This window comes from Gammaproteobacteria bacterium, from assembly GCA_015709615.1.
GTDB lineage: Bacteria > Pseudomonadota > Gammaproteobacteria > Burkholderiales > Nitrosomonadaceae > Nitrosomonas.
The window spans coordinates 3034950-3061583 of record CP054179.1 but is presented as its reverse complement, the minus strand read 5'-3'; the positions used below and the strand labels follow the sequence as shown (position 1 = coordinate 3061583).

Sequence of the window (26634 nt, the reverse complement as noted above, 5' to 3'; positions counted from 1 at the left end):
TTATTGTAAAATTGGCCCATAACTTATTACCGGAATTTATACGATGGCACGAATTACTGTTGATGATTGTTTAAAAGCAATACCGAATCGATTTGATATGACATTAGCCGCAACGACGCGCGCCAGACAGCTGGCCATCGGATCGGCTCCTCTGGTAGAAGCCGGACGTGACAAGGCGACCGTCATCGCACTGCGCGAAATAGCACAAGGTAAAGTCGGTCTGGATATACTCAATCCCAAGAACATGTGATGTCATCTGTTCCAAAGCCAGCTCGCTTGGCAATCGGAATCAGTACAGTGGAAGTTTGAAAAAATAACAAGCGACAGCCAGATAAGGCCGGGGCAGGTGGAAAAGCGCAGTTTACGAATGGTAAATAAGCATTTTTAGCCTGATTTCAACGCAGCATGACCGAACGCGGCAGTTTTTCGGTACTTCCCCAAGGAAACGCTGATTAATTCAGCGAACGAGCTGAAGTGATAGGCGCTCGGAACACAGCAACCGGAACCTATCAACAAGATAGGCGAGGTAGTGAGTGCCGCGCAATTAAGCGATTCGCTCGTGCAATCAATTAATCAGCGTTTCCCTAAGTTTCCTTAAAGAACATGAGTTGCATCCGGTCTGACCGGCGCTCATCCGATTGATCAAACCATGCCAGAAACAGAACTTCTTTTTTCAGAAACATCGCAATACCTCAAGCCGGATGATATCGCGCAACTGAGGGTTGCTTATTCTTTCGGCCAGGGAGCACATTCCGGACAGTTCCGCAAATCCGGCGAGCCTTATATTTCCCATCCGGTTGCGGTTGCCAGAATTCTCAGCAAACTACACCTGGATGCGCCGACATTGATGGCCGCTTTACTGCACGATGTCGTCGAAGACACGGATATCTCCAAAGCGGAAATCAGTGAGCGGTTCGGCGAGCCGGTGGCGGAATTGGTCGACGGTGTTTCCAAGCTGACCAAAATCGAATTCCAAACACAAGAAGAAGCGCAAGCCGAAAACTTCCGTAAGATGCTATTGGCGATGGCGCGCGATGTGCGCGTCATTCTCATTAAACTAGCGGACCGGCTGCATAACATGCAAACACTCGAAGCCATGCTGCCGGCAAAACAGCGCCGCATTGCCCGCGAAACTCTGGAAATTTATGCCCCGATCGCTCACCGGCTGGGACTTAATAATATTTATCAGGAACTGCAAGAACTGGGCTTCCGCTATTTCTACCCGCTGCGCTACCGCGTGCTGCAAAAAGCCACCAAGGCCGCGCGCGGCAACCGGCGCGAGGTCGTGGGAAAAATTCTCGATGCCATCAACCTGAAATTAAAAGAAGCGGGATTGGAAGCAGATGTAACTGGACGGGAAAAACACTTGTACAGTATTTACATGAAGATGGTGGAAAAACGCCTGTCATTTTCCGAAGTGCTGGACATTTACGGCTTCCGCGTAATTGTCAAAGATATTCCTTCGTGTTATGTCGCACTCGGTATGCTGCATAGTCTATACAAACCGATTCCCGGTAAATTCAAGGACTACATCGCGATCCCCAAAACCAACGGTTATCAATCGCTGCACAGTACATTACTGGGTCCATTCGGCATACCGATTGAAATACAAATCCGCACTTCGGAAATGCACCGCATTGCCGAAAACGGCGTCGCTTCGCATTGGCTCTATAAAAGCTCGGATGGCGACTTCGATGAGTTACATCTAAAAACCAGTCAGTGGCTGCAAAGCCTGCTGGAAACGCTGAGCGGCTCGACCGATTCTTTGGAATTCCTGGAGCATCTTAAAATTGACTTGTTCCCCGGCGATGTTTTCGTTTTCACACCGCAAGGAAAAATTCTCACGTTGCCAAGAGGTTCAACCGCCGTCGATTTTGCGTATGCCGTTCATTCCGATGTCGGTAATTGCTGTGTCGCGGCAAAAATCAACAGTGAAAATGCACCGTTACGCACCAAACTGAAGAGCGGTGACCGGGTTGAGATTGTCACCGCCCCATACGCCAAACCCAATCCGGCTTGGCTCAGTTATGTTGCGACCGGCAGAGCGCGCTCGCATATTCGGCATTTCCTCAAAAACATTCAATACGGCGAATCGGTTAAGTTGGGTGAACGCATGTTAAATCAGGCGCTGTTATCTTTTAATATGAATCCGGATACGATCACCGACGCGCAATGGGAAAAATTAGTGCGTGACAGCGGCGTCAAATCCAAGGAAGAATTGCTTGCTGAAATGGCGCTCGGCAAACAACTCCCGGCTGTGGTGGCAAAACGGCTGGCCTCCCCTGAATCCATTTCATCAGAACAGAAAGCGGGTCCGATCACGATATTGGGAACCGAGGGCATAACCGTGCAATTCGCCAAATGCTGCCGCCCTATTCCCGGCGACGCCATTATCGGCGTGATCAAAAAGGACTCCGGACTGACCATTCATACGCATGATTGCGCCAACGTTACAAGCAGCCATAAAAATCCGGAAAATTATCTCGATGTCACTTGGGGTAAAGAGATTACCCGGACGTTCGAAGCCGGTATCAAAGTAACGGCGCTGAATAAACAAGGCGTACTGGCGCGCGTAGCCGCTGTCATTGCCAAAGCGGAATCCAATATTGACGATATCGCAATGCAAAGTGAGGATGATTTCATGCACATGCGCTTTATTCTGCAAGTCAACAACCGGCATCATCTGGCGCAAGTCATGCGTAGTCTGAGACACCTCAGGGAAGTGGCCAAAATCAGCCGCCTGAAAGGCTGATATTGTTTTTGAGCAAAAGCCCCTGGGGCCGGCCGCCCGTTTTACCCGGCTCCTTGCAGACCCAGAACCGGCTAATAACGATTCAGCACAATCTCCAGCACGAACTTGCTGCCGATATAGGCCAGCAATAAAGTAACGAATCCCGCCAGAGTCCAGCGGATTGCAATCCGTCCCCGCCAGCCGTAAAACTGCCTTCCGGCCAGCAAAGCGGCGAATACGCCCCAGGAAATAAAGCCAAACAACGTTTTATGTGAGAAAGTCACGGGTTGGCCGAATACCTCTTTTGAGAAAACCACACCGCTTAACAGGGTCAGCGTCAACAAAACAAATCCGACCCAGATAATATGAAACAGCAATTTTTCCATCGCCAGCAGCGGCGGCAGGTTTGTCAGCACCGAGCGCGCAACCGGATGGTGCAATTGGCGTTCCACCACCGTCATCAGCAAAGCATGCAGCGCTGCGATTGTCAGCAGGCTGTATGCCAACATGGCAACCAGCAAATGCGCTTTAAATGCCGGCAGTTCGGTATTTTCCAGTATGCGCAGTGAAGGGAAGAACAATGGCAATAGCACTGCAATCGCGGATGCGGCGGCCACCGGCGCAACCAGCGATTGCAGCCCCTGCAAACGTTTGAAGAAACCGGAAAACCAGTAGATGAATGCCGTTAACCAGACTATCACCGAAATCGCATTACTCACCCCGAAACGCAATCCCGCACCGGCAAACATCGACTGATAAATTGTTGTGGCATGCAATAACAAAGGAATGAGCATGGCATAATGCATCCAACCGATCGTCGCTGACGCAGGCTCACTCGCCTGCAATGATGGCTGATTCCAAGTATTGCGCCAAAAGTACCAACCGATCAGTATATAAAGCAAAAAGGCTGCGGGATAAGTTAAAATGCTGATCATTGACAGTGCAAATTTTAGAAGACTGAAATAACTGTTAAGTCTACATGGCACGTTAATAAATTCAAAGCATTCTCCCGGAATTTGTTAAACATGAATGCCTGCACTGTTCACGATCCATCTAATTCTATGAGGTTTTAAGTATGTTCGATAATCTGACCAGCCGGCTTAGCGGCGTCATTAAAACATTACGCGGCGAAGCCAGGCTTACCGAAAGCAACATTCAAGACGCTTTACGTGAAATTCGCCTGGCACTGCTGGAGGCTGATGTCGCTTTACCGGTGGTCAAGGATTTCATTGCCCGCGTTAAAGAAAAAGCCGTCGGTCAAGAAGTATTGAGTAGCCTTACCCCTGGACAAGCCCTGGTTGGCGTGGTCCATCAGGAGTTGATCGCCATTATGGGCGGCGATAAAGCCGAGATCAATCTTTCCACCGTGCCGCCTGCCGTCATTCTCATGGCGGGATTGCAAGGTGCCGGTAAAACCACGAGCAGCGGCAAACTGGCCAAGTGGTTAATGGAACAGAAGAAAAAGAAGGTGTTGTTAGTGTCTTGCGATATCTACCGTCCGGCTGCGATTCACCAGCTGGAACTGCTGGCCCAGCAAACCGGTGCTGACTTTTTCCCCGTGCAGGACGGCCAGAAACCGGGAGAAATCGGTGCAGCCGCATTGGACTTTGCACGCAAACATCATCATGACGTCATGATCGTCGACACTGCCGGACGATTGGGCATCGACGAAGCCATGATGCAGGAAATCACCGAGCTTGAAGCGCTGTTGAAGCCGATCGAAACCCTGTTCGTCGTGGACGCGATGCAAGGGCAGGATGCCGTCAATACCGCCAAGGCATTTTCCGATGCGTTGCCGCTGACGGGTGTCATCCTTACCAAGCTCGACGGCGATGCGCGCGGCGGTGCTGCGTTGTCGGTCAAGCACATTACCGGAAGACCGATCAAATTCGCCGGTGTTGCGGAAAAACTAACCGGACTTGAAATCTTCCATCCGGACCGGATGGCATCGCGCATACTCGGTATGGGTGATGTGCTGGGGTTGATCGAAGAAGCGCAACGCAATGCCGATCAGGAAGAAGCTGAAAAACTGATGAAGAAAATGAAATCAGGTAAGTCGTTTGACTTGAATGATTTCAAGGCGCAATTTCAGCAAATGCACAAGATGGGTGGCATGAACGCGCTGATGGATAAACTGCCGGCGCAATTCAGCCAGGCGGCGCAGAACGTTAAAGTGGACGACAAACTCATCCACCGCACCGTGGGTATTATCAATTCCATGACGCAGCAGGAACGCACCAAACCGGAAATTCTTAAAGCTTCGCGCAAGCGCCGTATCGCGGCGGGTGCGGGCGTTACCGTGCAAGAAGTCAATCGTCTGCTGTCACAATTCGAGCAAGCCCAAAAAATGATGAAAATGATGAATAAAGGCGGGATTGCCAAAATGATGCGCGGATTAAAAGGCATGATGCCGCGCATGCATTAGCAATATTCAATCGCCAGCAGGCGCTCGTTCCAATCCGGTGACTCGGGCGCCTGCTGCAATCTTTCTCGCCGCAAACCATCCTTTGTTCATTTCCAACGCATATTTCGCCATTCCCGCCGCATCGTGCGACGTCAACGTTTCTGGCTGCATCTCGGCAATATTCAGAATGACACCGCGCACATCGATAAAAGCGACACTCAGCGGAATATAGGTGTTTCTCATCCACATGCTGTAATAGCCACTGCTCGGAAAAACGAACAACATGCCGGCATTCTCTTCCAACGATTCCCGGTACATCAGCCCTTGCGAGCGCGATAGCTGGGTATGCGCCACTTCCGCGCTAATCTCATAACCGGCTATTGTCAATGGAATCGTACCGGCTTCCGCGGCGTATGCATCGGCAAGCGGTAACCCGAATACGGTAAAAAATACTGCAAACCAGCGCATCAATGCTTGCCGGTGCTGCCAAACCCGTCTTCGCCGCGGTGACTCTGATCGAAACTGTCCACCCGGCTGAATTCAACTTGAATCACCGGAACGATAACAAGCTGGGCAATACGTTCCAGCGGATTCAGCTGAAATGCCGTCTGTCCTCGGTTCCAACAGGAAACGAGAATCTGGCCTTGATAATCCGAATCGATCAATCCGACCAGATTCCCCAGGACAATCCCGTGCTTATGCCCGAGCCCCGAGCGCGGCAATACCAGCGCCGCCAATCCGGTATCGGCGAGATGTATCGCAATGCCGGTTGGAATCAGGCAGGTTTCCCCAGGATTGATGGTCAGCGGCTGCTCGATACAGGCACGCAAATCCAATCCGGCCGAACCCGGCGTGGCATAAGCGGGAAGCTGTTCATCCAAACGTGCATCCAAAATTTTAATGTTGATTTTTTTCATTCTCTTTGTTAGTGCTGTTGGCTGTATAGTTGATGAATATGTTTTATCAAGTGCCGCGCTTGTTCCATTTTAGAAGCCTTAGGGAGAATGTGCTGGCCGCTATCATCGAACAGAACCAGCTCGCTTTCATCGGAACCGATCGCATCCTGCGCTAAATTGGCCACCAGCAGCGGAACATTCTTATTGCGCCGTTTCATGACCGCATTCTTTTCAAGATTCTCCGTTTCCGCTGCAAAACCCACGCAGAAAGGCGGATTGGGTAAGCTTGACACGGTCTTTAGAATATCCGGATTGGGGACTAATTCGAGCGCTAGATTGCCTTCAGATTTCTTGATTTTTTGCTGACTGACATGAGCTACGCGATAATCCGCAACGGCAGCGACGCTGATAAAAATATCGGTTTGCGCTATCTCTGCTTGCACGGCACGCAGCATATCTTCCGCGCTGACCACTGGGATAAATTTACCGGCAACCGGCGGCGCCAAACAAACCGGGCCGGAAATGAGCGTTACCGCTGCTCCCGCCTCTGCCGCAGCCTGGGCAATGGCATATCCCATCTTCCCGGAGCTGCGGTTGGTGATGCCACGCACCGCATCAATCGCTTCAAACGTAGGCCCTGCCGTCAGTAAAATATTTTTACCTTGCAGCAGCGTAGCGGCTCGAAAAGCTGTCTGTACCGCTTCAGTCAGCTCAGCGGCCTCCAGCATCCGGCCCATCCCGATCTCACCGCAAGCTTGCTCGCCGCTGGTCGGACCGGCGATGGTTATACCATCTTGCCGTAACCGGGATAAATTACGCTGGGTCGCGGGATTCTCCCACATTTGCCGGTTCATCGCGGGCGCTATCATCATCGGGCAATCACGCGCCAGACAGAGTGTCGTCAGCAAATCGTCCGCCATGCCATGAGCCAGTTTAGCGATAAAATCCGCACTGGCTGGCGCGACCAGAATCAAGTCGGCATCCCGGGATAGATTGATATGCGCCATATTTTGCGCAGCGTTGGCGTCCCACAAATCGGTATAAACAGGATTACCGGTCAACGACTGGAAAGTGACCGCCCCCACAAAACGGCAAGCTGCTTGCGTCATTACCGTTTGCACATTCATTCCGCTCTGGGTCAGCAGGCGCGCCAATTCCGCAACTTTGTAAGCAGCCACACCGCCGGTCACGCCCAGCAGCAAGCGTTTTCTAGATTCAGGTGATGCCCGAGAAGTCATAATCGATAAGAAAAATTCCAAATAAACTTAATCCAGCCGGTGCGCAGAGCGCAAGACTTATCTACAAAAGCCCGCGCGTAATATGCCGATTCTACTCAACATAGCCACGTTGCGTGCCGCTATCACTGACAAAATTACGATTATGCGGCAAGTCGCAGCCAGCCCTTATTAGTACCGGCAACGAATTTCATTTTACATCACTCAGTATTTCACTAGAGCTTATGGCAATTACAAATTGGCCGGTATCCGAGCGGCCGCGCGAGAAATTATTACAAAAAGGCGTTACTGCCCTTTCGGATACCGAACTACTGGCGATATTTCTGCGCACCGGGATCACGGGTAAAAGCGCCGTAGATCTGGCACGGGAGTTACTTTCACACTTCGGCAGCTTAACCAACATATTTGCAGCCAGCCAAACCAGTTTTTGCCAAATACCGGGAATGGGCAGCGCAAAATATGCGCAACTACAAGCCGTGTTGGAAATGGCTCGACGCTCACTCAGCGAGGAGTTGAAAAGCGGCAATGCACTGAGTTCACCTGAACTGGTACGCAATTTTCTGCGCTTAAGTTTAGCAAACAAGCAGCACGAAGTATTTATCGGTATCTTTTTGGATGCCAAGAACCATACGATCGTCACTGAAGAATTATTCAGCGGCACACTAACCCAAGCCAGTGTTTATCCCCGTGAGGTCATTAAACGTGCGCTACATCATAACGCGGCCGCGATTATCTTTGCGCATAACCATCCTTCGGGGGTTGCTGAACCCAGTCAGGCCGACAAAACATTGACACAATCCTTGAAACAGGCACTAACCATGATCGATGTCAAAGTGCTGGATCACTTTATTATAGGCAGTGGCACCGCTTTCTCATTTGCCGAGAATGATTTAATTTGAGTAAATCACCCAAATCAGGATATAATCGCCGCTTTTAGAAATTCTGGAGTGCGCTAACATGGCACGAGTATGTGAAGTAACTGGCAAAAAACCGATGTCGGGTCATAATGTTTCCCATGCGAACAACAAAACCAAAAGACGTTTTCTACCCAATCTGCAACGCCGCCGGTTTTGGGTTGAAAGCGAGAATCGCTGGATTAGTTTACGATTAACTAATGCTGCGCTACGCACTATCGACAAGAACGGTATTGATGCGGTGCTGGCGAAAATGCGCTCGGAAGGTAAAAGCATTTAGGAAACCATTAGGTTAGTTAAGGAGTTATCGCAATGCGTGAAAAAATTAAACTTGAATCCTCTGCGGGTACAGGACACTTTTATACAACCACCAAAAATAAACGTGCCAAACCTGAGAAAATAGAAATAATGAAGTTCGACCCTGTTGCAAGAAAACACGTTAAGTACAAAGAAACAAAGCTCAAATAGATTCGTAATAATTTCAACAATAAAAAACCCGCCAAAGCGGGTTTTTTATTGTTGGCATTACTTGCTGTTATGCATAACACCGTAACCGCTGAGAAAAGGTTCTTAACACTTCGATTCCGCTTTCTTCTGCACGCCGGCACCAATCTTCCAATTGTTTAACCAGTTCTTCCGTTGATGCTGTGGAGCGTTGCCAGATTTCGGCCAACTCTTCGCGCATGGTATAAACTTTATCGAGTGTTTTGGCATTACTAAGCACTTGATTTAGTTTCTCGCGCTCATGTTCCTGCAATGTTTTGGAATCCGCCAAAATCCAGCGTTTCAAAGTTGTGTTATCCACGCCGTATTGTGCCGCCGCTTCTTTCAAATGAATCATTTCATTGGCAAAAGTTGCTTTTAACGATTTTGTATATTTGGCAAGAACTTCATAACGATGAGAAATCACAGCTTGCAACGTATCCGAATCGCATTGGGTTTTTGCTTTATCAATACGCAGCTTCGGAGCAATTTTCTTAACTTTTGCAAGTCCGAGCATTTCCAGAGTGCGGATATACAACCAACCGATATCAAACTCATACCATTTATTGGATAAGCGTGCAGAAGTCGCATACGCGTGATGGTTGTTATGCAATTCCTCGCCGCCGATTAAAATGCCCCACGGAACAATATTCGTACTGGCGTCTTCCGCGCGGAAATTACGATACCCCCAATAGTGGCCAACGCCATTGATGATACCGGCAGCGAAGATCGGCGCCCACATCATTTGCACCGCCCATATCGTTAACCCAATGGGACCAAACAAAATCACATTAATAATCAGCATCAGCGCAACACCTTTCGCACTATGCTTAGTGTATACATTCCGTTCCAGCCAATCATCCGGTGTACCGTAACCGTATCTTTTTAAGGTTTCCTGATTCTTCGCCTCTATTCTGTACAACTCCGAGCCTTCGGCCAGAACTTTCTTAATGCCGTAAATGACCGGACTGTGCGGATCATCTTTACTCTCGCATTTGGCATGATGCTTACGATGAATCGCAGTCCATTGCTTGGTAACCATCCCGGTCGTCAACCATAGCCAGAAACGGAAAAAATGACTCGGTATTGGATGCAATTCCAACGCTCTATGTGCCGAATGGCGATGAAGATAAATTGTAATTGACGCAATGGTGATATGTGTTAAAACCAAAGTGACGACAACATACCCCCACCATGGCATATCGATCACACCTGAGATCAATGTTAGAAAATCAGAAATCATATAAATTACCATCCTTTAAAGGCTTACTCAGATGCAAGCCGATATATAAAAACAACCCCCGAACTACCTATCAATTTAATGACAATATCACTAATTTCAACTGTTTCATTCACAGTAGATTAATACTCACTTTCACTATCTTTTAAAATTTTATACTACACCTGATAGAAATGAAATATCAATTTGCAACGATTATTTGTTTTAAATCTACGGTTATCCCTACTCAATAATTGCTCTCTCAAGCATCTTTCAATAGACACCATTCTCCCGGTGCGAGACCTTGCAACGTATGCTTACCGATGGCATAACGAACTAACCGCAATGTGGGAAAAAGCGCGGCCGCCGTCATTCGCCTTACCTGACGGTTTTTACCTTCACTGATAATCAGAGATATCCAACTTGTGGCAATATTTTTGCGGTAACGGATAGGCGGTGTACGCGGCCAGAGATGATCCGGCTCAGCGATTAGATTGACTTCTGCCGGCCGAGTTCTGAAATCTTTCAAAATCACCCCCTGGCGAAGCTGATTAAGTGCCGCTTCATCCGGCTTGCCTTCGACCTGAACCCAGTAGGTTTTGGGTAATTTGAATTTCGGATCGCTAATCTGCTGTTGCAGCTTACCATTGTCCGTCAACAATACTAAGCCTTCGCTGTCTGCATCCAATCTGCCCGCCGGATAAAAGTCCGGTAATGGGATAAAGTCTTTCAGCGACTGATGACCGTTTTCCGGTGTAAATTGGCAAATCACACCGTAGGGCTTGTTAAATAGAATTAATCGAGGCATAGCATCCGGATTGAACCGGAGAAAAACTCATAACATTTCTGGATAAATGACAGTATGCAATTTAGGTTCAATCACCCCGTCTTTTTCTTCATTCCGAATCCACCAAACAGATCCTTTTTTCACCTGCAACCCGGCAGGTATGACCGGAATCAAACAACCGGCGATTTCGCCCAGTGTAGGCTGATGACCCACGATCACGACCACACCGCCCGCAACAGGCCAGCCCGCCACGGCTAGAACGGCATGAGCACTGGCACCCGGAGCTAACGCACTTTCGGTCACAAAGTCAGACTCCAATGCCATCGCCGTCTGCTGAGTCCGGCGCGCCGGGCTGACGATTATCCTTGTATTTTCAGGTAATTTTGGTTTGAGCCAATCGGCCATGCGCCTTGCCTGATCCAATCCTTTTCCGGTCAATTGGCGCGCGCCATCGGGAAAACCGTCTTCCGCTTCGGCATGACGCCACAAAATCAATTCCATCGCAATTTTTCAAATAAAAAAGTTATCGATAATCAGCTTGGCGCCTCATCAAACAACACTTCCGGGCCATGCGCAGGCCGCACAATCATGATTACTTTATGACGTGATTTATCGCCTTGTTTCAATACCACACGGGAAAGCGGCACATCAAACCGCTCAGCAAGATACTTTATCAATGCAGCATTTGCTTTACCTTCAACCGGCGGTGCCGCGAGTTTTATTTTGAGCGCTTCACCATGCAAACCTGCCGCCGTGGTATTTTTTGCACCCGGTTGAATATGCAGCGTTAAAACAAGATTGTCCGCTTCATCATACCGGTACCACCGCATGACCGTAGCAACCGATCAAAAAAGCATCAGGGTGATTTCCTTATGTATCCCGGCAACGATCATCAATAGCACCTGAATCAGAATCAGCACGAACAAGGGAGACAAATCGACATTGGCGATCGGCGGAATCCTTCTGCGGAAAACAGCCAGGAATGGGCTGGTAAAGCTATCCAGCAGCGGTGCTAACGGACTGTGCGGATTAACCCACGACAAAACTGCTTGCACGATAATCGCCAGCAGTACGATATAGAGCGTAGTTTCAATAATCTCGACGATGCCCAGCAATCCCATCACCCCGAGCGAGGTTACAATATTCGCCTCGAAATCATAGCCTTGTGCCATAAACATGCTGGTTACGATAAAACTTTCCAGCAACCATGCCAGGATCAATGTCGACAAATCGATGCCAGCCCAACCTGGAATAAATCGGCGCGCCGGACGCACCATAAAATCAGTCACCGCAATGAGAAACTGGGAAACTGAGTTGTAGAACGGAACGCGTAATAACTGAAAATAAAAACGCAACAACAACGCCAAGGAAAGCAACCCCAGAATAGTATCAACAAGAAAAACCAAGATCTGACTGGACATAACAATTTCCCAAAAAAACTAAAACTGATGATTAAAAAATTGCTGACGATTCATTGCATGCTTTCACTTCATATTTTGCTGAATTCATCGCTTAATTCCCGTGAACGTTTATAGGCGGCGTCAATGGCAGCCATGATCTTACACTTAATATCATTTTTTTCCATAGCCAGGATCGCTTGCTCGGTTGTGCCGCCTCTGGAAGTCACTCGGGCGCGCAATGTCGCCGCATCTTCATCGCTGACGCCGGCCAGCTTACTGGCGCCAGCGAATGTCTGCAAGCTGAGCTGCCTGGCCTGGGATGGCGACAGACCCAAGTCTATCGCCGCCTGTTGCATTGCTTCAATAAAGTAAAAAACATAAGCCGGTCCGCTGCCGGAAATCGCCGTCACGGCATGCAGCATTTCCTCGTCATCAACCCAAAGTGTCGAGCCCACCGCGGCAAGAATCGATTCGGCATTTTTTTTATCCGAATCACTGATACCAGCGGCGGCATACAGACCTGCAACACCGGAGCGCACCAGCGATGGCGTATTAGGCATTGCACGCACCACTCGCAGATATCCGCCCAGCCAGCGCATCAAATCGGCCACGCGAATCCCCGCGGCAATCGATAGGATCAATTGATTACTCAACAGCGGCGCCAGTTTCTGCGTCAATTCGAACAGCTGTTGCGGCTTGACGGCCAATACAATGACATCGCTATCGGCTATACCGCCAGCAAGATCGGCCACCGCTGAAATACCAAATGACTGCTTGAGTTTGTCACGGCTTTCCGCGTTGATCTCGACTACGTGCAGTTGTTCCGCACCATAGCCTTGCTGCAGTAATCCGCTGATTAAAGCGGACGCCATGTTTCCGCCGCCAATGAATGTAATGTTCATATGACCCTTCTCAATAAATTATCCGTTTCACCCGATCAATGCTGGCAAGACGGACAATAATAGCTGGAACGCTGACCTTGCCGGATGTGTTTGATGATCCCTGCACATTTTTTGCACAGTTGTCCGGTACGCCCGTAAACCCAATATTGCTGCTGAAAATAACCCGAGCTTCCGTCACTGTGAACAAAATCACGCAATGTGCTGCCACCCGCCTCGATCGCCAGCTGCAAAGTTTGCTTCACCGCTTGCACCAGTATTTCATAACGCGGCAATGCGATTCTGCCAGCGGCGGTTTTAGGATTGATCCCAGCCAAAAACAAAGCTTCGTTCGCATAAATATTACCGACACCCACCACCACGTGATGATTCATCAAGGTCTGTTTGATGGCGGTACGGCTGCCTCTGGTTTTCTCGAATAGCTGCGCCGCGCTGAAATCCGCTGTCAAAGGCTCCGATCCGAGATTCAATAACAGCGGATGCTGCAAACCATCGCCCGCATGCCATAATACTGCACCAAAACGGCGCGGATCGCGCAATCTCAGAATCGTTTGATCGCGCAAAACCAGATCAAAATGATCGTGCTTTTGCGGCAGTTCACTGTCATACCCTGATTTTGCTGAAAGTATACGCAAACTTCCCGACATTCCCAAATGAATGAGCAACGCACCCGCATCGCAATCCAGCAGCAGGTATTTTGCGCGCCGCGTTACGCTCCGGATTGTGAGTCCCGGCAGCAACGATGGTAATTCATCCGGTACCGGCCAGCGCAACCGGGAATTCCGGATTACGGCTTGCGCAATCGTTTTTCCCGTCAAATGCGGCGCGATTCCACGGCACGTTGTTTCGACTTCTGGTAATTCCGGCATCGGCTATCGGAGCACCTGGTTTACGAGTGCATTGGGATCGAGCAATTGACGGCCTGTCTCGAGCGGAAATTGATAGCCGATTCCTTCCGGCACGCGTAACAAAACGATAGACGATTGATTTTGCAGGACTTTTAAGCTGATTTCACTCTCGTCTTGCAAATCGATTCTTACTGAACCGGTTTCGGCAAAACCGGAGTCCAGCTCGGCTGCCATTTTCAATTCAGCAGCTCGTGCGCTTTGCCACAATTGCACCCAATGTTTCAGCGTTGCCGCGTTCAATGCTTCGGCTGCATGCTGCGGTGTCACACGCCAATTGCCATCATGCAACGCCACTTCTCCGTGCGGCAACTTAAATTTGACCGGAATCTCACCGGCAACGAACAATCGGGGATTAACCCAATCGCCGGCGTTGCGTGGCAATGCCAGTGCATAACGAGGCGCAAGCAAATAGACATAATCGCCGACTGCTACATATTGCTGGTGAGTGGTCGGTGCAAATCCGCCAAAATCAAAATGCGCATTGCCGATGAATAATTGCGCATGCGGGTGCTCCAAGCCAAAGCGTCCCAAATCGGCTTTCTCAAAACGTTGCTGGCTGCGCGCTTGAAGAATTTCCAGAATCTTTCCAATCTTCTCATCGTCAGCCCGGATTTGCACCGGTTTTTCCAGATACCATTGATTGTCTTGCCGCTTGAGTACAATTTCCTGTTGCTGCTTGACGATGCGCAAATGCCGCACAGCCTCGGCCGATTCGTTGGCAACCGGGTACTCCATATTCCCGGAAGATTGCGGCCTGAAATACAGAAACACGATCAAAACGATGATCGTGGCGGTCATAATTAAATTAAGCCGTGCGTGGTGTGTCATGGTCCTATTTTTCTCCGGCGGCGCCACCAGATCACGATCCCGCTTATCAAAAATAACAGAGGCAACACGATCAGAAAACCGAGCGCAATCAGCGTAAGTTCGAATTCACTTAAAACCAAACTGCTGTCCAGCGTTGCGCGCGGTTGAATCACGATCAGTTCTTCATCGCCAGACAGCCAGTTGATCAAGTTGATGCCAAAATCCAGATTACTGCCATTGCCCAAATAAGTGTTCGCGAGAAAATGCCCGCTGCCGACAACGACAACGCGCTGCTCGCGATCCTCGATATTGCGCGACAACGCTACCGCAATACTGACCGGTCCCGCTACATCCGCATCCTGATCAAACGTAATTTCGCCATTCAAATCGCCGGTTTCAACCCACCCCTGCTGGGCCGCCTCAACCAGAGCAACACTGTGCCATTCCTCATTTTCATCGATTGTAAGCTGACGGGCAAAGGGAAACACGGTAATGTAATTGAAATCACTGGTTATCACATGCGGCCCGTAAATCGCCCCCAATGCGAAAGTAATCGGCGCTTTGAGCTGCACTGCTTGCGGATCGGCAACAACGCCGGGGGTCAGCGTCAAGCGCAATTTTTCCGCTAACGGCTGCAAGCCGCGTAACGATTCCTGATCGACCAGCCACAGCAAATTACCGCCACGGTCGATATAATTCAACAGCTTCTCCACCTCTCCCGGCAACAAATCGGTCTGCGGCGAAGCAATCAACAACGTGCTGGCATGGACGGCGGGAATATCCGCTTCGATGGCAAGATTCAGTTGTCGGCTGCTAAAACCATTGGTACGCAAATGACGGCCGAATTCTCCAAGATCATAGTTGGCGCTACCGTCAAGCTTGCGTTCGCCATGCCCGCTTAACTCGACGACCAACTTATCCTCTCCGCGCGCCAACCGCATCAGAGCATTGGAAAACGCCTGTTCGTTGATGGCCGTCAGACGCTCGATTCTCTGATTGAATCGGATGATCAGTTCACCGTTGACTTGCACATCCGCTTCCTGCGCCAAGACAGGCTGTTCCACCGGATCGATGAACGTCAAGGAAAGATCCGGTTTCACCCGCTGATACAGTGCAATAAAGTCGGTAATAATCTGACGGATATCGCCCAGTTGCGCATCCTGTTCGGAAGCATATGCGATTACCTGCACCGTTCCTTGCAATTTTTGCAATATTTCGATGCTTGCTTCGCTTAAGCTATTACGCCCGTTCTGACTGACGTCCCATTGCTGCCGGGTCTGCTGCGCAAGATAACCGAGCAAAAAAACCAGCAACAGGAGCAAAATGACAAAAAAGCCATTGTGCATCCGGTAATGCCGTTGCATTTTTTTGTTCGATTCAGCCATGCAACCGTTCTCCATCCAAGCGGCGTATCGTCAGCACCAGAAATGTAACCGTGCACAAAATAAAATAGGCAATGCTGAAGGTATCGATCAGGCCTTGATTAAAGTAGCCGAAATGCTTTAGCAAAGAAAAATAGTGCAACCATCCAACCGTTGCATTGTTCGCCAGATCAATCAGCCACAATCCCAATAACGCTCCCAGAGAACCTGCTGCTGCAATGACCGGTTGCGACGTCAGGCTTGAAATGTAGAGCCCCAACGCGGAAAAACACGCCGCAAGTAAAAGCAAACCCAGCGTGTTGCTGAGCAACAGACCAAGATCCAGCGCACCACCGGTACGCAGCGAAAAACACAGCATCACCAGCAAAACAATAACAGCCGAATAAAACAGCACAAGACTCAAAAACTTGCCCAGCACGATATCGGTAATCGAAACAGGCGCTGACATCAGCAGTGTCAGCGTGTGGTTGCGGCGTTCCTCCGCCAACAAGCGCATCGATAATAAGGGCGTAATCATCAACAGTAGCACCGCCGCCACCATAAACACCGGAGAAACGATGACTTCGGTAATTCCCGGAGGATTGGCGATTTGCAGTAATTGCGGTTGAATTTCCAGAAACGCATCCAAACGCACCAGGAAAACCCACGCCGTCACGGCCTGAATCAATGCCAGCAACAGCCAGGCAAGCGGCGAAATAAATAGCATGTGCAGCTCTTTACGGATAATAGTGGCGATCATTTTGATAATTCCGCTTTGCTTATTGCGTCAGCTGCGTAAAAACCATCTCCAGGCTGTGGCCCTGCTGGTGCAATTGCGCCACGGTTTGATCGAATACCACGCTGCCCTTATGCATGAGCTGTACCCGGTCACAAACATTCTCAACCTCGGACAGAATATGGGTCGACAAAATTACACTGCTGTCAGCGCTCAACTCCCGGATCAACTCACGGATCTCACGCATCTGATTGGGATCAAGTCCTACCGTCGGTTCATCGAGAATAATCACATCCGGATGATGAATGATGGCTTGTGCAATGCCGGCACGCTGCTGATAGCCTTTCGATAAGGTACCGAGCAAATCCCTGCCGTGATGTCCCAGGCCGCACCGCTGCTTCACATTATTCAGTGCCGCCCGAATTGATTTTTTGCCGACTTGGTGCAGCCGCGCTGCAAACAGCAGATATTCATCCACAGTCATATCCAAATAAAGCGGCGGAATCTCGGGCAAAAAACCCAAATGCGACTTGGCTTCCCGCGGTTTTTCCAGCAAATCGATGCCGCAAATCGAAATACTCCCGTGACTCGGCGCCAAATTACCTGTCAACATACGTAATGTGGTGCTTTTGCCCGCACCGTTCGGGCCGAGCAACCCCAGTACTTCACCGCGCTTTAATTGCAAATTAACTTCATGCACGGCAACAAAATGGTCATATTTACGCCACAGATTGTGCGCCGACAAGGTTAAGGCTGCTGTTTCATCAGTCATACAACAGTGTCTCTGGGATTGAATGGTTTCATCAACAATTTTCTTTCATTTTATACGTAGAGTTTCACAATCTCGGCGGCCTGACAGTATACGTCCGATAAACCGATAATTCACCGACTTCAGTATGATTTAAACATTCGCATCGCATGCAAAAAAAACAATGCTCTATTAGCATACCTTTAATTCTATTAAGAAAAACACCAAAACATGATCACTCAATTGCACAAGACGATTAGGTTTATTTCGACTCGCTAAACGACGCAGATTTGTTGCAATTTTACAACATATTGATTTGATAAAATAAACAAACAAACTGATAATTGCACACTTAAAAGCTTGAAGTAGTAGAATGCGAGAAAGCTTTTAGATGCAAAATGCTTTTTTGCATTATCAATATAAAATCCGTAGTTTTCATTAAAAAGGACAACAGCATGAAGAAAATATCAGCTAAAAATACTCTCATGGGAATGATTCTTATACCGGCAATGTTTTCTGGTGCTGTTCTGGCACAAGAAACAGTTATTGATAAAGATAAAACCGTAAAAAAACCTGAAGCTTATGGTGTTGACGATCGCGGTGTAGTTGCAAGAAACACAACAGGACTTTGTTGGCGCACCGGTTACTGGACACCGGCCATGGCAATTCACGAATGTGATCCAGATCTTGTTAAAAAACCGGAAGATGCAGCCGCAGCCGCTGGAGCTCCAGCTGCCGGTGCGGCAGCCGCCAAAACCGCACCGGAGAAAATTACATTCTCTGCCGATGCGTTATTTGACTTCGACAGCGCAAAACTTAAACCCAATGGCGTTCAATCTTTGAATGAGTTTGTTAATGGTATAAAAGACCTTAAGTACGATACCATTATTGCAGTGGGCTACGCCGACCGCATCGGTTCCGATGAGTACAACAAAAAACTTTCGATACGCCGCGCCGAATCGGTTAAAGCACACTTGGTTTCCAGAGGTATAGAACCAAGCCGCATTTTTGTCGACGGCAAAGGCGAAGCAAATCCTGTGACCGGCAATAGCTGCGTTGGCGATAAAAAAACCAAAGCCTTGATTGAATGCCTGGCACCGGATCGCCGTGTTGAAATCGAAGTAGCAGGTACCCGATAAGCGAATACCAGTTATCTTTTAACTGATAAAGCCCTGCCCTGATGTGCAGGGCTTTTTTCTTTCCAACGATTCGAATCGCATGAATGGTTTGCAGCCGATCGATACTCTGATAGAAGCGAAATGGATTATTCCCGTTGAACCGGCCGGGATTGTTCTCAATCAGCACGCCATCGCCGTCGATGAAGGAATCATCCGGGATATTTTGCCGATATCCGAAGCGAAGCTCCGTTACGAACCCCGGCAAACAGTCACACTGAACGATCATATTCTCATCCCCGGCTTGGTTAATCTGCACACCCACGCAGCCATGACTTTGATGCGCGGACTGGCCGATGATTTACCGCTGATGGAATGGCTCCATCAACACATCTGGCCGGTAGAAAATCGTCATGTGAATGCGCAGTTTGTACTGGATGGCGCGCAGCTCGCGTGCGCCGAGATGATCAAAGGCGGCATTACCTGCTTCAACGACATGTATTTTTTCCCGGAATCTTGTGCGCAAGCTGTCATCAGTTCCGGGATGCGTGCCGCCATCGGCATGGTGGTGATCGACTTCCCCACTGCCTACGCCAGCGATGCGGATGATTATCTGGCCAAAGGATTGCAATTGCGCGACCTATATCAGCATCCGCTGCTATCCTTCTGTTTTGCGCCGCACGCGCCTTACACCGTCAGCGACAAAACCTTCCGCAGCATACTGACTTACGCAGAACAACTGAATGTGCCCATCCATACGCATTTGCACGAAACGCGGGACGAAATCCGCTTAAGCTTGCAATCCTCGGGCGTGCAGCCGATCGAACGCTTTCGGCAATTGGGTCTGCTCAGTCCGAATCTGATCGCCGTGCACATGACGCACCTATCCGATCATGAAATAAAACTTGTACATCAATACGACTGTCATATCGCACACTGCCCCTCCTCCAACATGAAACTCGCCAGCGGATTGGCTCCGATCTCGTCCTTATTGAATCAAGGCGTCAATGTCGGCCTTGGCACCGATGGCGCAGCCAGCAATAATCGCCTGGATATGTTTGAGGAAATGCGCCTGGCAGCGCTACTGGCAAAAGCGACCAGCGGTCGGGCCGATACTCTGCCGGCGCACCAAACTTTGCAAATGGCTACCCTGAATGGCGCCAAGGCATTGGGGTTGGGAGAAATAACCGGTTCATTGACCATCGGCAAAGCGGCTGACATCACGGCGATCGACTTCTCCGATCTCAATCTCACACCGTGCTACGATCCGGTCTCACATTTGGTTTACACAGCAAGCCGCGAACAAGTGAGCCATGTGTGGGTAAATGGTAAAATGCTGCTGCACGGCAAAGAACTGACGACACTCAACTCGGTTGAATTGCAATACCGCGCGACATACTGGCATGAGCGTATCGCAGCTACATCTCAACACTAGGCACAAAGGAACGCATATGGAAAATGACGGCATCAACGCTGACCCGCTGGAACTGGAAAAATTCAGCCAACTCGCGCACCGCTGGTGGGATCCCAACAGCGAATTCAAGCCATTGCATGAAATCAACCCATTGCGTCTGAATTACATCAACGACCTGACCGGCGGATTGACCGGAAAAACAGTATTGGATGTCGGCTGCGGCGGCGGTATTTTGTCGGAAGGCATGGCGTCGATGGGTGCGCACGTCACCGGCATCGATCTCGGCGACAAAGCGCTCAAAGTCGCCAAGCTGCATCTACTGGAAAGCGGGCATCACGTCGACTACCGCAAGATCAGCACGGAATCGCTCGCCAAAGAACAACCGCAACATTACGATGTGGTCACCTGCATGGAAATGCTCGAACATGTGCCCGATCCCATGAGCGTAATCCGCTCCTGCGCACAATTGGCCAAACCGGGCGGCTGGGTATTCTTCTCAACCATCAACCGCAATCCGAAATCCTATTTGTTTGCCATCATCGGCGCGGAATATATCCTCAAGCTGTTGCCGCGCGGCACGCACGAATACGCCAAATTCATCAAACCGTCCGAACTGGCCCGCATGGCGCGCAACGCCGGTTTGACGGATGAAGAGTTGATCGGCATGACGTACAACCCGATTACCAAAGTCTACGCTCTGGAAAATGATACCGACGTCAACTACATCATGGCTTACCGCAAATAATCCGATACCACTCTGTCATTCCTTCCGCACCCGCTGATTCATGATTAAAGCCGTACTTTTCGATTTCGATGGCACATTGGCCGATACCGCACCCGATCTCGGCCATGCACTAAACCGGCAGCGCATTGCGCGCGGCCTGTCCGAACTGTCCATCGCGCAAATCCGTCCGCTGGCTTCCGCCGGCTCACGCGGCTTATTGGGACTCGGCTTCAGCATTAAACCGGGCGACAACGGTTATGAATCCATGCGCGACGAATTTTTGGATTTCTATACACAGCGCCTTTGCCACGATACCTGTTTGTTCCCGGGCGTCAGCGAATTGCTCGACCAACTGGAGCAACGTAACCTGCCCTGGGGCATCGTAACCAATAAACCGGCTCGATTCACCCATCCGCTGATTGAAACGCTCGGCTTGGCACAACGCGTAGCCTGCGTCGTTTGCGGTGATGAGCTGGCGAATACCAAACCGCACCCGGAACCGCTGTTAACAGCCAGCACCAAAATCGCCATTTCCCCCGCGCATTGCATCTACCTCGGTGACGACATCCGCGACGTTCAGGCCAGCCTGGCCGCCGGCATGCAGTCGATCGTGGCACGCTATGGCTATCTAGGCAACGATCAGCCGCCCGAAACGTGGGGCGCCCGGCATCTGATCGATCACCCCGAAGAACTGCTCGCTTATCTATAAAGAAACGCTCGCTGTTTCTGTTAAAATGCGTAGCCATAGGATTTGAACTTTTCAGTACCATCACTATCCTATGCACAACCATTACGAATACCTGGGGGCGATCCGGTTTCGACGTGGGTTGCAAAGCAGCGCAGGGCATACCGAGGATCAGATTACCTCGTAAATCCATCTGAAAACAATAGTCGCAAACGACGAAAACTACGCTTTAGCCGCTTAATCGGCTAGCCTCTGCACCGGTGGGCCTCAACGCCGGGTCTGGCAACAGACAGCAGAGTCACTAACGGGGATCGCGTTCTGTAGGGTCACTTTATAGAACGTTAAACAATAGGTGACTCGCCTGTCATCAGCCTGCCGGTTGGCGGTTGCCAGGTCAAATCAAATAATCAGGCTAAGTATGTAGAACTGTCTGTAGAGGGCTTGCGGACGCGGGTTCAATTCCCGCCGCCTCCACCAATCGCAAAACCCCAATCGTTCCCGGCTGGGGTTTTTTTTCGTCTGATCGGGCCGGTTCCCGCATGTTTTGGGGTCAAAGCCGTCCTCAATTGTGTCTGGGGAGAGTTTGCATGAGCAAAGATCCGGCCAATTCAGCTGCCGGCCGGCAGAATATGCTGAGAAACCCTTATCGATCTATCGAACTCAATTTGAGCGTCAGTTTGCTACAACCGTGCCGTGTAAAAAAATGAAGACTCAATATAATCCAGGAAAAGGCAGCGTACGTTTTTTATTACTCAGTAGATTTCTGTGGATTTCAGTTATTGCGATTCTGGTAATCATGAGCGTGCCTTTTGTTACGTCAATTTATGACAAACTCATTCGAGATCAAATGAATTCTGACAGTGATTCAATGCAATCCGGTGAAATAATCCTTCCCGAACTCGTGTTGATCCCGGCCGGTTCTTTCGATATGGGTGAGCAGAACGCTGCGTTTAGAGAAAATCTGAAGGAGGAAGAAAAAAAGTATTTTGGTATCCCGGGTAAACATATCCAAATTGACCGGCCTTTTTACATGAGCAAATACGAGATTACCAACGAACAGTACGGTAGCTACCTACGAGCGCAGAAATCCAGAAACCCGGCAGAAAAAAATTCGAATATTCCGCCAGCCGGTCAAGAAAACACTGCAGCAAAACTACCCGCGGTAGAAATCAATTGGCAAGGGGCGATGGCTTATGCAGCCTGGCTGGGGGAACAGAAACAGCTCAGCTGCCGTCTGCCCACCGAAGCGGAATGGGAATACGCCGCCAGAGCGGGACTGAAGACTGCTTATCCGTGGGGTAATGAAGTCGGAAGTAATAATGCCAATTGCAGTGAATGCGGCAGCCAGTGGGATAGCCATCAAGCGGCGCCAGTGGGGCAGTTCAAGGCAAATCCTTATGGCTTGTACGATACATCCGGAAATGTCTGGGAATGGACCTGTTCGTCATGGCACGATCAATACGACGGACAGGAACAGCAATGCGCCCGTATGGATGAATTTGGCTCACGTGTGTTACGTGGCGGTTCCTGGGCCTATGACTCGAAGTATATGCGCTCATCCGTTCGTGGCGAGTTCGATGCCGGCATCCGGTACAATAATTTTGGATTTCGGGTGATGTGTCTTTCTCCCGCCCAATAGCCGGCAGGCTGTAAGACTAGCCGCTCCCTGCTCCATCCCGCAATACCGGCCGTAGCACCGAATTCCGCCCCCCCGCCGTACCGCCCGTTCACCGATGGCCTGCAACGAGGTCATCTGTCAAACTTGCGACGATTTAACAAGCCGCTCCGCATTTAGGTGTCACGAAGGAAACCGCTCGCCGCCACTTCCGGGCAAAACAACAAGCACGATTGAATAAATATCCGGCAACTCGAAAATGAACTTTGGGAAGCTGCCGACCAATTGCGTGCCAATTCCAAGCTCACCGCCGCCGAATACGCCATGCCGATGCCCGGTCTGATTTTTCTGCGTCACGCCAGCAATCGCTGACCTTACCTCTAATTCTGATGCAATACAGCCGGTATGCTTTGGGCACGAAGCCGTAATCCTGCACCATTTGAAGCAATTATTATTTCCCTGAGGCTGCTCGTCGTCATGAGCACCACAGTCAAGCATGATGCACTTTGGAGTGTATCACCTCAGGGCGAAATCTTTTTCGCTCGCAAGCGGGAAGAGCATCCAATACCGAAGTTGATTTCGCTGAATTTACTCTTTCTTTCTATTCAATTCCTTTGAATCATTCTTTACTTTCATTTCTATTTTCAAGCCATTAGATATTTTCTTTGAGATTTATTGCAACTTTGATTTTCTTGGCATGTGACTTGCAAATATCAAGATGAAGGAGATTGGGATAAAACCGATTTACCTGACGGGGGCTTACAACACTTATTTACGCAAGCACTTGAATAAAAAAATTGTGGAGGGCTATACCATGTATCAGAGCGAAAATACTTTTGAATTTAATCCAGAAATGAGCGGCTTTGAAGCTGAACAATATGAAGGCGAACAGTTCGAGCAATTTGAATATGGCGAAGCGGAATGGGGGGAAGTATTTAATGAAAGTGAAGTAATGGAACTCACTGCCGAGCTTCTGGAAATCACTAACGAAGCAGAACTTGACCATTTTCTGGGTAATTTGATTAAGAGAGCTGGCAGTGCCTTAGGTAAAGTAGTGAGATCTCCCATCGGTCAAGCAGTGGGCGGAGTGCTCAAGGGCGTCGCCAAAAAAGCTTTACCGATTGCCGGTGGCGCGCTGGGTGCTTATTTTGGCGGGCCTCTTGGCGCTAAGATCGGCAGTGGCTTGGCTTCCGCAGCTGGAAGCGCGCTTGGACTCGAACTTGAAGCAATGAGCCAGGAAGACCGCGAATTTGAGGGCGGAAAACAATTTGTGCGTTTTGCCGCCAATACCGTGAAGAATGCCATATCAGCACCGCCTGCCGCCAATCCCCGCAGCACCGCGCAAATAGCCGCTAATAAAGCCGCACAAGTCTATGCGCCCAATTTGATAGGATCAGGATCAATATCAACCATGCCTTCAGCCATATCTGACAAAGGGCGCGGAGGCCGATGGTTCCGGCGTGGGCGCAACATCATCATTGTTAATTGCTAAGCAGTTTCTATAAACATATCGATGAGGAGAACAAAAATGCACGATATCGATCGCACACAACTAGAAAGCAACCCCGAGCTGGAAAATTTTGAACATGAGCAATACGAATATGGAGAATTCGGTGAATATGGCGAAACAGAATGGGGAGGCGAGACCGGTGCTTTTAGCGAGGCAGAAACCATGGAACTCGCCGCTGAACTTCTGGGAGTCAGTAACGAAGCAGAGTTGGACCGATTCTTGGGAAGTCTTATTAAAAGAGCAGGACAAGCAGCTGGAAAATTTATCAAATCCCCTGTCGGTCAACAGCTTGGCGGCTTGTTGAAAGGCGCAGCCAAGCAAGCTTTACCCATGGTTGGCAGTGCCATTGGCGGTTATTTTGGCGGCGCTGGTGGCGCCAAAATAGGCAACCAGGTTGCCTCTACCGCGGGGCGGATTTTTGGTCTGGAACTGGAAGGGCTGAGTCATGAAGATCAGGAATACGAAGCTGCCAAAAGCTTCGTGCAGTTTGCCGGAACAGCTGCAAGAAATGCAGCACTCTCACCGCAGGCAGCCAATCCGAGAGCAGTTGCGCAATCAGCAGTTGCAGCGGCCGCCCGTCAACTTGCTCCAGGTTTGGTGCGCGGCGCGCCTGCTGTAAATCCCGGTGCTTTAGGCAAAGCATGCCCTTCCTGCGGGCGGGGTGCCATGAGCGGGCGCTGGATGCGGCGCGGAAACAAAATCATATTGTTTGGAGCTTAACTTGCCATGCGCGCCGCTCCTTACGCCACATGGATGCTCGAGCAAGAAGCTCGTGCTTTGCTAACCAGGTTGAAACGCGTCAAGCCATTCGCCTTGCATGAAACCATGCTGCCAGCGGCCTCGCTATTACCGGCAACGCAAACCGGCATCGAGCGTTATCTAATGCAGGGGCGGCGAGAACTAAGGGATCTGATCCAGCGTTACATCGCCTGGTTGCGCGGGCCGTTGGGCCGTAGAGCAACCCCTGCTCATGCGCAACAGCTGTTTTCCCTGTTGCGGTTGAGATTTAATGCCGTGCTGACACAATTTGATTTATTCAACGATGCGATCACGCAGCGCAGCGAGAATGAAATCGGTGTGTGGCTTTCCGGCCTTGAAGTTGTCTCAGCGGATGCACTTGCCATTCCGGGACATTATTACGAGGTACCTCCCGTTATCTGCTATCTCGATCGTGGTGTTGGTGCGGCGATCCGTCGCGCCAGAACACGGTTGCCAGGTGGTGGTGAAAATCCGGTAGCGGTGATTCGTATTCCCAGGGAACGTATGGTAGGCAGTGGTATCGCTTCCTCCCTGATTCATGAGGTGGGGCATCAGTCGGCTGCATTGCTCAACTTGGTAAATTCCTTGCGGCCTGTGTTAAAGGGAATGCAACGCGGCAGTGGCGCTTATAGCACCACCTGGTCGTTGTGGGAGCGGTGGATTTCAGAAATCATCGCCGATTTCTGGTCGATTGCCCGTATTGGCATTGCTTCCACGCTCGGGTTAATGGGCGTAGTCAGCTTGCCGCGTGCTTTCGTGTTTCGTCTGAACCGCGATGATCCGCATCCGTCGCCTTGGATTCGCGTCAAGTTGAGTTGTGCGATCGGCCAAGCACTCTACCCGCATCCGCAATGGCAGCGTTTGGCAAGGCTATGGGAATCGTACTATCCGCTGGATGGTTTGGACGCGGCGCAACGGCAGAATTATCAGGCATTGCTGGCGACTTTGCCCGGCTTCGTAGCATTGCTGATCAACCACAGGCCTGAAAGCCTGAGCGGGCGCAGCCTGACTGAAGCCTTGCAGGTGCAAAACCGTCAGCCGCACCGTCTTCAGGCATTGTTCCTAGCGTGGCGCAAAAATCCAGTGAAAATGTACCGCGCATCACCAGTACTGACTTTTGCTGTGATCGGTCAAGCACGCGCCGACGGCCACATGAGCCCGGAACAGGAAAGCGCCATACTGGGAAAACTGCTCACCCACTGGGCGCTGCGCAACACCTTGGCAGTATCTGCAGTTTGTTCGATGCGATCAGAGCAACCGAAATCTTGGCTTGAGAATTACTAC

General features: G+C 50.0%; 29 protein-coding genes, 1 other RNA gene and 1 pseudogene. 15 read left to right on the top strand and 16 right to left on the bottom strand.

Annotated features, from left to right (window positions below; genetic code table 11):
* Positions 1 to 43: 43 nt before the first annotated feature.
* Both HRU77_14635 and HRU77_14630 read left to right on the top strand, forming a co-directional pair.
* Entirely contained in the window at positions 44 to 250 is a 207-nt protein-coding gene (locus HRU77_14635; GenBank protein ID QOJ21806.1) for a DNA-directed RNA polymerase subunit omega, read from the top strand.
* 399 nt (positions 251 to 649) lie between these two features.
* Positions 650 to 2752, top strand: a complete 2103-nt coding sequence (locus HRU77_14630; GenBank protein ID QOJ21805.1) for a bifunctional (p)ppGpp synthetase/guanosine-3',5'-bis(diphosphate) 3'-pyrophosphohydrolase — start codon at positions 650 to 652, stop codon at positions 2750 to 2752.
* A 71-nt stretch (positions 2753 to 2823) separates the two neighbouring features.
* On the opposite strand, the gene ccsA is transcribed toward HRU77_14630, so the two are convergent.
* Positions 2824 to 3666, bottom strand: coding sequence for a cytochrome c biogenesis protein CcsA (gene ccsA / locus HRU77_14625; GenBank protein ID QOJ21804.1), 843 nt, complete (start codon positions 3664 to 3666; stop codon positions 2824 to 2826).
* A 140-nt stretch (positions 3667 to 3806) separates the two neighbouring features.
* Here ccsA and ffh point away from each other — a divergent pair, with 140 nt between their 5' ends.
* Complete coding sequence (ffh, locus tag HRU77_14620) at positions 3807 to 5156, top strand: signal recognition particle protein (protein ID QOJ21803.1); 1350 nt, start codon at positions 3807 to 3809, stop codon at positions 5154 to 5156.
* Between the two features lie 6 nt (positions 5157 to 5162).
* Here the strand turns inward: ffh and HRU77_14615 are convergent, their stop codons facing one another.
* The 3 genes from HRU77_14615 to coaBC are packed head-to-tail and all read right to left on the bottom strand — an operon-like array spanning position 5163 to position 7269.
* Positions 5163 to 5603 (bottom strand): DUF192 domain-containing protein, encoded by a 441-nt coding sequence (locus tag HRU77_14615; GenBank protein ID QOJ21802.1) that lies wholly within the window; start codon positions 5601 to 5603, stop codon positions 5163 to 5165.
* Positions 5603 to 6052 (bottom strand): dUTP diphosphatase, encoded by a 450-nt coding sequence (gene dut / locus HRU77_14610; protein QOJ21801.1) that lies wholly within the window; start codon positions 6050 to 6052, stop codon positions 5603 to 5605. The genes HRU77_14615 and dut overlap by 1 nt, the downstream gene beginning before the upstream one ends.
* 8 nt (positions 6053 to 6060) lie before the next feature.
* Positions 6061 to 7269 carry a bifunctional phosphopantothenoylcysteine decarboxylase/phosphopantothenate--cysteine ligase CoaBC gene (gene coaBC / locus HRU77_14605; protein ID QOJ21800.1) on the bottom strand — a complete coding sequence of 403 codons (1209 nt, stop codon included), beginning with the start codon at positions 7267 to 7269 and terminating at the stop codon, positions 6061 to 6063.
* A gap of 221 nt (positions 7270 to 7490) precedes the next feature.
* Between coaBC and radC the strand changes: the two genes are divergently transcribed.
* Genes radC through rpmG form a run of 3 tightly spaced genes read left to right on the top strand, consistent with a single transcriptional unit; the run spans position 7491 to position 8648 of the window.
* Positions 7491 to 8165, top strand: coding sequence for a DNA repair protein RadC (gene radC / locus HRU77_14600; protein ID QOJ21799.1), 675 nt, complete (start codon positions 7491 to 7493; stop codon positions 8163 to 8165).
* 58 nt (positions 8166 to 8223) lie between these two features.
* Positions 8224 to 8460 carry a 50S ribosomal protein L28 gene (gene rpmB / locus HRU77_14595; GenBank protein QOJ21798.1) on the top strand — a complete coding sequence of 79 codons (237 nt, stop codon included), beginning with the start codon at positions 8224 to 8226 and terminating at the stop codon, positions 8458 to 8460.
* A gap of 32 nt (positions 8461 to 8492) precedes the next feature.
* The gene (gene rpmG / locus HRU77_14590; GenBank protein ID QOJ21797.1) at positions 8493 to 8648 is read left to right on the top strand and encodes a 50S ribosomal protein L33; all 156 of its coding nucleotides are present in this window, start codon (positions 8493 to 8495) and stop codon (positions 8646 to 8648) included.
* Between the two features lie 67 nt (positions 8649 to 8715).
* On the opposite strand, the gene HRU77_14585 is transcribed toward rpmG, so the two are convergent.
* The 11 genes from HRU77_14585 to HRU77_14535 form a co-directional block, all read right to left on the bottom strand.
* Entirely contained in the window at positions 8716 to 9906 is a 1191-nt protein-coding gene (locus HRU77_14585; protein ID QOJ21796.1) for a fatty acid desaturase, read from the bottom strand.
* A 238-nt stretch (positions 9907 to 10144) separates the two neighbouring features.
* Complete coding sequence (locus tag HRU77_14580; GenBank protein ID QOJ21795.1) at positions 10145 to 10690, bottom strand: rRNA large subunit pseudouridine synthase E; 546 nt, start codon at positions 10688 to 10690, stop codon at positions 10145 to 10147.
* A gap of 27 nt (positions 10691 to 10717) precedes the next feature.
* Positions 10718 to 11170, bottom strand: coding sequence for a histidine phosphatase family protein (locus HRU77_14575; protein ID QOJ21794.1), 453 nt, complete (start codon positions 11168 to 11170; stop codon positions 10718 to 10720).
* A gap of 32 nt (positions 11171 to 11202) precedes the next feature.
* Positions 11203 to 11499 (bottom strand): YggU family protein, encoded by a 297-nt coding sequence (locus HRU77_14570; protein ID QOJ21793.1) that lies wholly within the window; start codon positions 11497 to 11499, stop codon positions 11203 to 11205.
* Between the two features lie 15 nt (positions 11500 to 11514).
* On the bottom strand, positions 11515 to 12090 hold the full coding sequence (locus HRU77_14565; GenBank protein ID QOJ21792.1) for a YggT family protein: 576 nt from the start codon (positions 12088 to 12090) through the stop codon (positions 11515 to 11517).
* Positions 12091 to 12158: 68 nt separating this feature from the next.
* A complete protein-coding gene (locus HRU77_14560; protein ID QOJ21791.1) occupies positions 12159 to 12971 on the bottom strand; it encodes a pyrroline-5-carboxylate reductase in 813 nt (270 codons plus the stop codon).
* A 35-nt stretch (positions 12972 to 13006) separates the two neighbouring features.
* A complete protein-coding gene (gene mutM, locus HRU77_14555; protein ID QOJ21790.1) occupies positions 13007 to 13837 on the bottom strand; it encodes a bifunctional DNA-formamidopyrimidine glycosylase/DNA-(apurinic or apyrimidinic site) lyase in 831 nt (276 codons plus the stop codon).
* Between the two features lie 3 nt (positions 13838 to 13840).
* On the bottom strand, positions 13841 to 14704 hold the full coding sequence (locus HRU77_14550) for a DUF4340 domain-containing protein (GenBank protein ID QOJ21789.1): 864 nt from the start codon (positions 14702 to 14704) through the stop codon (positions 13841 to 13843).
* Entirely contained in the window at positions 14701 to 16068 is a 1368-nt protein-coding gene (locus HRU77_14545; GenBank protein ID QOJ21788.1) for a GldG family protein, read from the bottom strand. The genes HRU77_14550 and HRU77_14545 overlap by 4 nt, the downstream gene beginning before the upstream one ends.
* Complete coding sequence (locus HRU77_14540) at positions 16061 to 16804, bottom strand: ABC transporter permease subunit (protein QOJ21787.1); 744 nt, start codon at positions 16802 to 16804, stop codon at positions 16061 to 16063. The genes HRU77_14545 and HRU77_14540 overlap by 8 nt, the downstream gene beginning before the upstream one ends.
* Positions 16805 to 16823: 19 nt before the next feature.
* Positions 16824 to 17552 (bottom strand): ABC transporter ATP-binding protein, encoded by a 729-nt coding sequence (locus HRU77_14535; GenBank protein QOJ21786.1) that lies wholly within the window; start codon positions 17550 to 17552, stop codon positions 16824 to 16826.
* A gap of 431 nt (positions 17553 to 17983) precedes the next feature.
* Between HRU77_14535 and HRU77_14530 the strand changes: the two genes are divergently transcribed.
* The 6 genes from HRU77_14530 (at position 17984) to HRU77_14505 (ending at position 23105) form a co-directional block, all read left to right on the top strand.
* On the top strand, positions 17984 to 18667 hold the full coding sequence (locus tag HRU77_14530; GenBank protein ID QOJ21785.1) for an OmpA family protein: 684 nt from the start codon (positions 17984 to 17986) through the stop codon (positions 18665 to 18667).
* 79 nt (positions 18668 to 18746) lie between these two features.
* On the top strand, positions 18747 to 20078 hold the full coding sequence (locus HRU77_14525) for a TRZ/ATZ family hydrolase (protein ID QOJ21784.1): 1332 nt from the start codon (positions 18747 to 18749) through the stop codon (positions 20076 to 20078).
* A 16-nt stretch (positions 20079 to 20094) separates the two neighbouring features.
* The gene (gene ubiG, locus HRU77_14520; GenBank protein QOJ21783.1) at positions 20095 to 20802 is read left to right on the top strand and encodes a bifunctional 2-polyprenyl-6-hydroxyphenol methylase/3-demethylubiquinol 3-O-methyltransferase UbiG; all 708 of its coding nucleotides are present in this window, start codon (positions 20095 to 20097) and stop codon (positions 20800 to 20802) included.
* Between the two features lie 40 nt (positions 20803 to 20842).
* Entirely contained in the window at positions 20843 to 21490 is a 648-nt protein-coding gene (locus HRU77_14515) for an HAD-IA family hydrolase (protein ID QOJ21782.1), read from the top strand.
* A 93-nt stretch (positions 21491 to 21583) separates the two neighbouring features.
* Positions 21584 to 21943: a transfer-messenger RNA gene (gene ssrA / locus HRU77_14510) on the top strand.
* A 106-nt stretch (positions 21944 to 22049) separates the two neighbouring features.
* Positions 22050 to 23105 (top strand): formylglycine-generating enzyme family protein, encoded by a 1056-nt coding sequence (locus HRU77_14505; protein ID QOJ21781.1) that lies wholly within the window; start codon positions 22050 to 22052, stop codon positions 23103 to 23105.
* Between the two features lie 159 nt (positions 23106 to 23264).
* Here the strand turns inward: HRU77_14505 and HRU77_14500 are convergent, their stop codons facing one another.
* On the bottom strand, positions 23265 to 23438 hold the full coding sequence (locus HRU77_14500) for a hypothetical protein (protein QOJ21780.1): 174 nt from the start codon (positions 23436 to 23438) through the stop codon (positions 23265 to 23267).
* 457 nt (positions 23439 to 23895) lie between these two features.
* On the opposite strand from HRU77_14500, the gene HRU77_14495 reads away from it, so the two are divergent.
* From HRU77_14495 to HRU77_14485, 3 genes and pseudogenes are all read left to right on the top strand, one after another.
* Positions 23896 to 24573: a hypothetical protein gene (locus HRU77_14495; protein QOJ22204.1), complete on the top strand. Its 678-nt coding sequence runs from the start codon at positions 23896 to 23898 to the stop codon at positions 24571 to 24573.
* A 36-nt stretch (positions 24574 to 24609) separates the two neighbouring features.
* Positions 24610 to 25311 carry a hypothetical protein gene (locus tag HRU77_14490; GenBank protein ID QOJ21779.1) on the top strand — a complete coding sequence of 234 codons (702 nt, stop codon included), beginning with the start codon at positions 24610 to 24612 and terminating at the stop codon, positions 25309 to 25311.
* 6 nt (positions 25312 to 25317) lie between these two features.
* A pseudogene (locus tag HRU77_14485) lies at positions 25318 to 26592 on the top strand (hypothetical protein).
* Positions 26593 to 26634: the final 42 nt, after the last annotated feature.

What these genes read in the sequence shown, in the direction of transcription:
- HRU77_14635 (QOJ21806.1), top strand. Translation starts at nt 44, where the DNA reads ATGGCACGAATTACTGTTGATGATTGTTTAAAAGCAATACCGAATCGA.
- HRU77_14630 (QOJ21805.1), top strand. Translation starts at nt 650, where the DNA reads ATGCCAGAAACAGAACTTCTTTTTTCAGAAACATCGCAATACCTCAAG.
- ccsA (QOJ21804.1), bottom strand. Translation starts at nt 3,666, where the DNA reads ATGATCAGCATTTTAACTTATCCCGCAGCCTTTTTGCTTTATATACTG.
- ffh (QOJ21803.1), top strand. Translation starts at nt 3,807, where the DNA reads ATGTTCGATAATCTGACCAGCCGGCTTAGCGGCGTCATTAAAACATTA.
- HRU77_14615 (QOJ21802.1), bottom strand. Translation starts at nt 5,603, where the DNA reads ATGCGCTGGTTTGCAGTATTTTTTACCGTATTCGGGTTACCGCTTGCC.
- dut (QOJ21801.1), bottom strand. Translation starts at nt 6,052, where the DNA reads ATGAAAAAAATCAACATTAAAATTTTGGATGCACGTTTGGATGAACAG.
- coaBC (QOJ21800.1), bottom strand. Translation starts at nt 7,269, where the DNA reads ATGACTTCTCGGGCATCACCTGAATCTAGAAAACGCTTGCTGCTGGGC.
- radC (QOJ21799.1), top strand. Translation starts at nt 7,491, where the DNA reads ATGGCAATTACAAATTGGCCGGTATCCGAGCGGCCGCGCGAGAAATTA.
- rpmB (QOJ21798.1), top strand. Translation starts at nt 8,224, where the DNA reads ATGGCACGAGTATGTGAAGTAACTGGCAAAAAACCGATGTCGGGTCAT.
- rpmG (QOJ21797.1), top strand. Translation starts at nt 8,493, where the DNA reads ATGCGTGAAAAAATTAAACTTGAATCCTCTGCGGGTACAGGACACTTT.
- HRU77_14585 (QOJ21796.1), bottom strand. Translation starts at nt 9,906, where the DNA reads ATGATTTCTGATTTTCTAACATTGATCTCAGGTGTGATCGATATGCCA.
- HRU77_14580 (QOJ21795.1), bottom strand. Translation starts at nt 10,690, where the DNA reads ATGCCTCGATTAATTCTATTTAACAAGCCCTACGGTGTGATTTGCCAA.
- HRU77_14575 (QOJ21794.1), bottom strand. Translation starts at nt 11,170, where the DNA reads ATGGAATTGATTTTGTGGCGTCATGCCGAAGCGGAAGACGGTTTTCCC.
- HRU77_14570 (QOJ21793.1), bottom strand. Translation starts at nt 11,499, where the DNA reads ATGCGGTGGTACCGGTATGATGAAGCGGACAATCTTGTTTTAACGCTG.
- HRU77_14565 (QOJ21792.1), bottom strand. Translation starts at nt 12,090, where the DNA reads ATGTCCAGTCAGATCTTGGTTTTTCTTGTTGATACTATTCTGGGGTTG.
- HRU77_14560 (QOJ21791.1), bottom strand. Translation starts at nt 12,971, where the DNA reads ATGAACATTACATTCATTGGCGGCGGAAACATGGCGTCCGCTTTAATC.
- mutM (QOJ21790.1), bottom strand. Translation starts at nt 13,837, where the DNA reads ATGCCGGAATTACCAGAAGTCGAAACAACGTGCCGTGGAATCGCGCCG.
- HRU77_14550 (QOJ21789.1), bottom strand. Translation starts at nt 14,704, where the DNA reads ATGACACACCACGCACGGCTTAATTTAATTATGACCGCCACGATCATC.
- HRU77_14545 (QOJ21788.1), bottom strand. Translation starts at nt 16,068, where the DNA reads ATGGCTGAATCGAACAAAAAAATGCAACGGCATTACCGGATGCACAAT.
- HRU77_14540 (QOJ21787.1), bottom strand. Translation starts at nt 16,804, where the DNA reads ATGATCGCCACTATTATCCGTAAAGAGCTGCACATGCTATTTATTTCG.
- HRU77_14535 (QOJ21786.1), bottom strand. Translation starts at nt 17,552, where the DNA reads ATGACTGATGAAACAGCAGCCTTAACCTTGTCGGCGCACAATCTGTGG.
- HRU77_14530 (QOJ21785.1), top strand. Translation starts at nt 17,984, where the DNA reads ATGAAGAAAATATCAGCTAAAAATACTCTCATGGGAATGATTCTTATA.
- HRU77_14525 (QOJ21784.1), top strand. Translation starts at nt 18,747, where the DNA reads ATGAATGGTTTGCAGCCGATCGATACTCTGATAGAAGCGAAATGGATT.
- ubiG (QOJ21783.1), top strand. Translation starts at nt 20,095, where the DNA reads ATGGAAAATGACGGCATCAACGCTGACCCGCTGGAACTGGAAAAATTC.
- HRU77_14515 (QOJ21782.1), top strand. Translation starts at nt 20,843, where the DNA reads ATGATTAAAGCCGTACTTTTCGATTTCGATGGCACATTGGCCGATACC.
- HRU77_14495 (QOJ22204.1), top strand. Translation starts at nt 23,896, where the DNA reads ATGTATCAGAGCGAAAATACTTTTGAATTTAATCCAGAAATGAGCGGC.
- HRU77_14490 (QOJ21779.1), top strand. Translation starts at nt 24,610, where the DNA reads ATGCACGATATCGATCGCACACAACTAGAAAGCAACCCCGAGCTGGAA.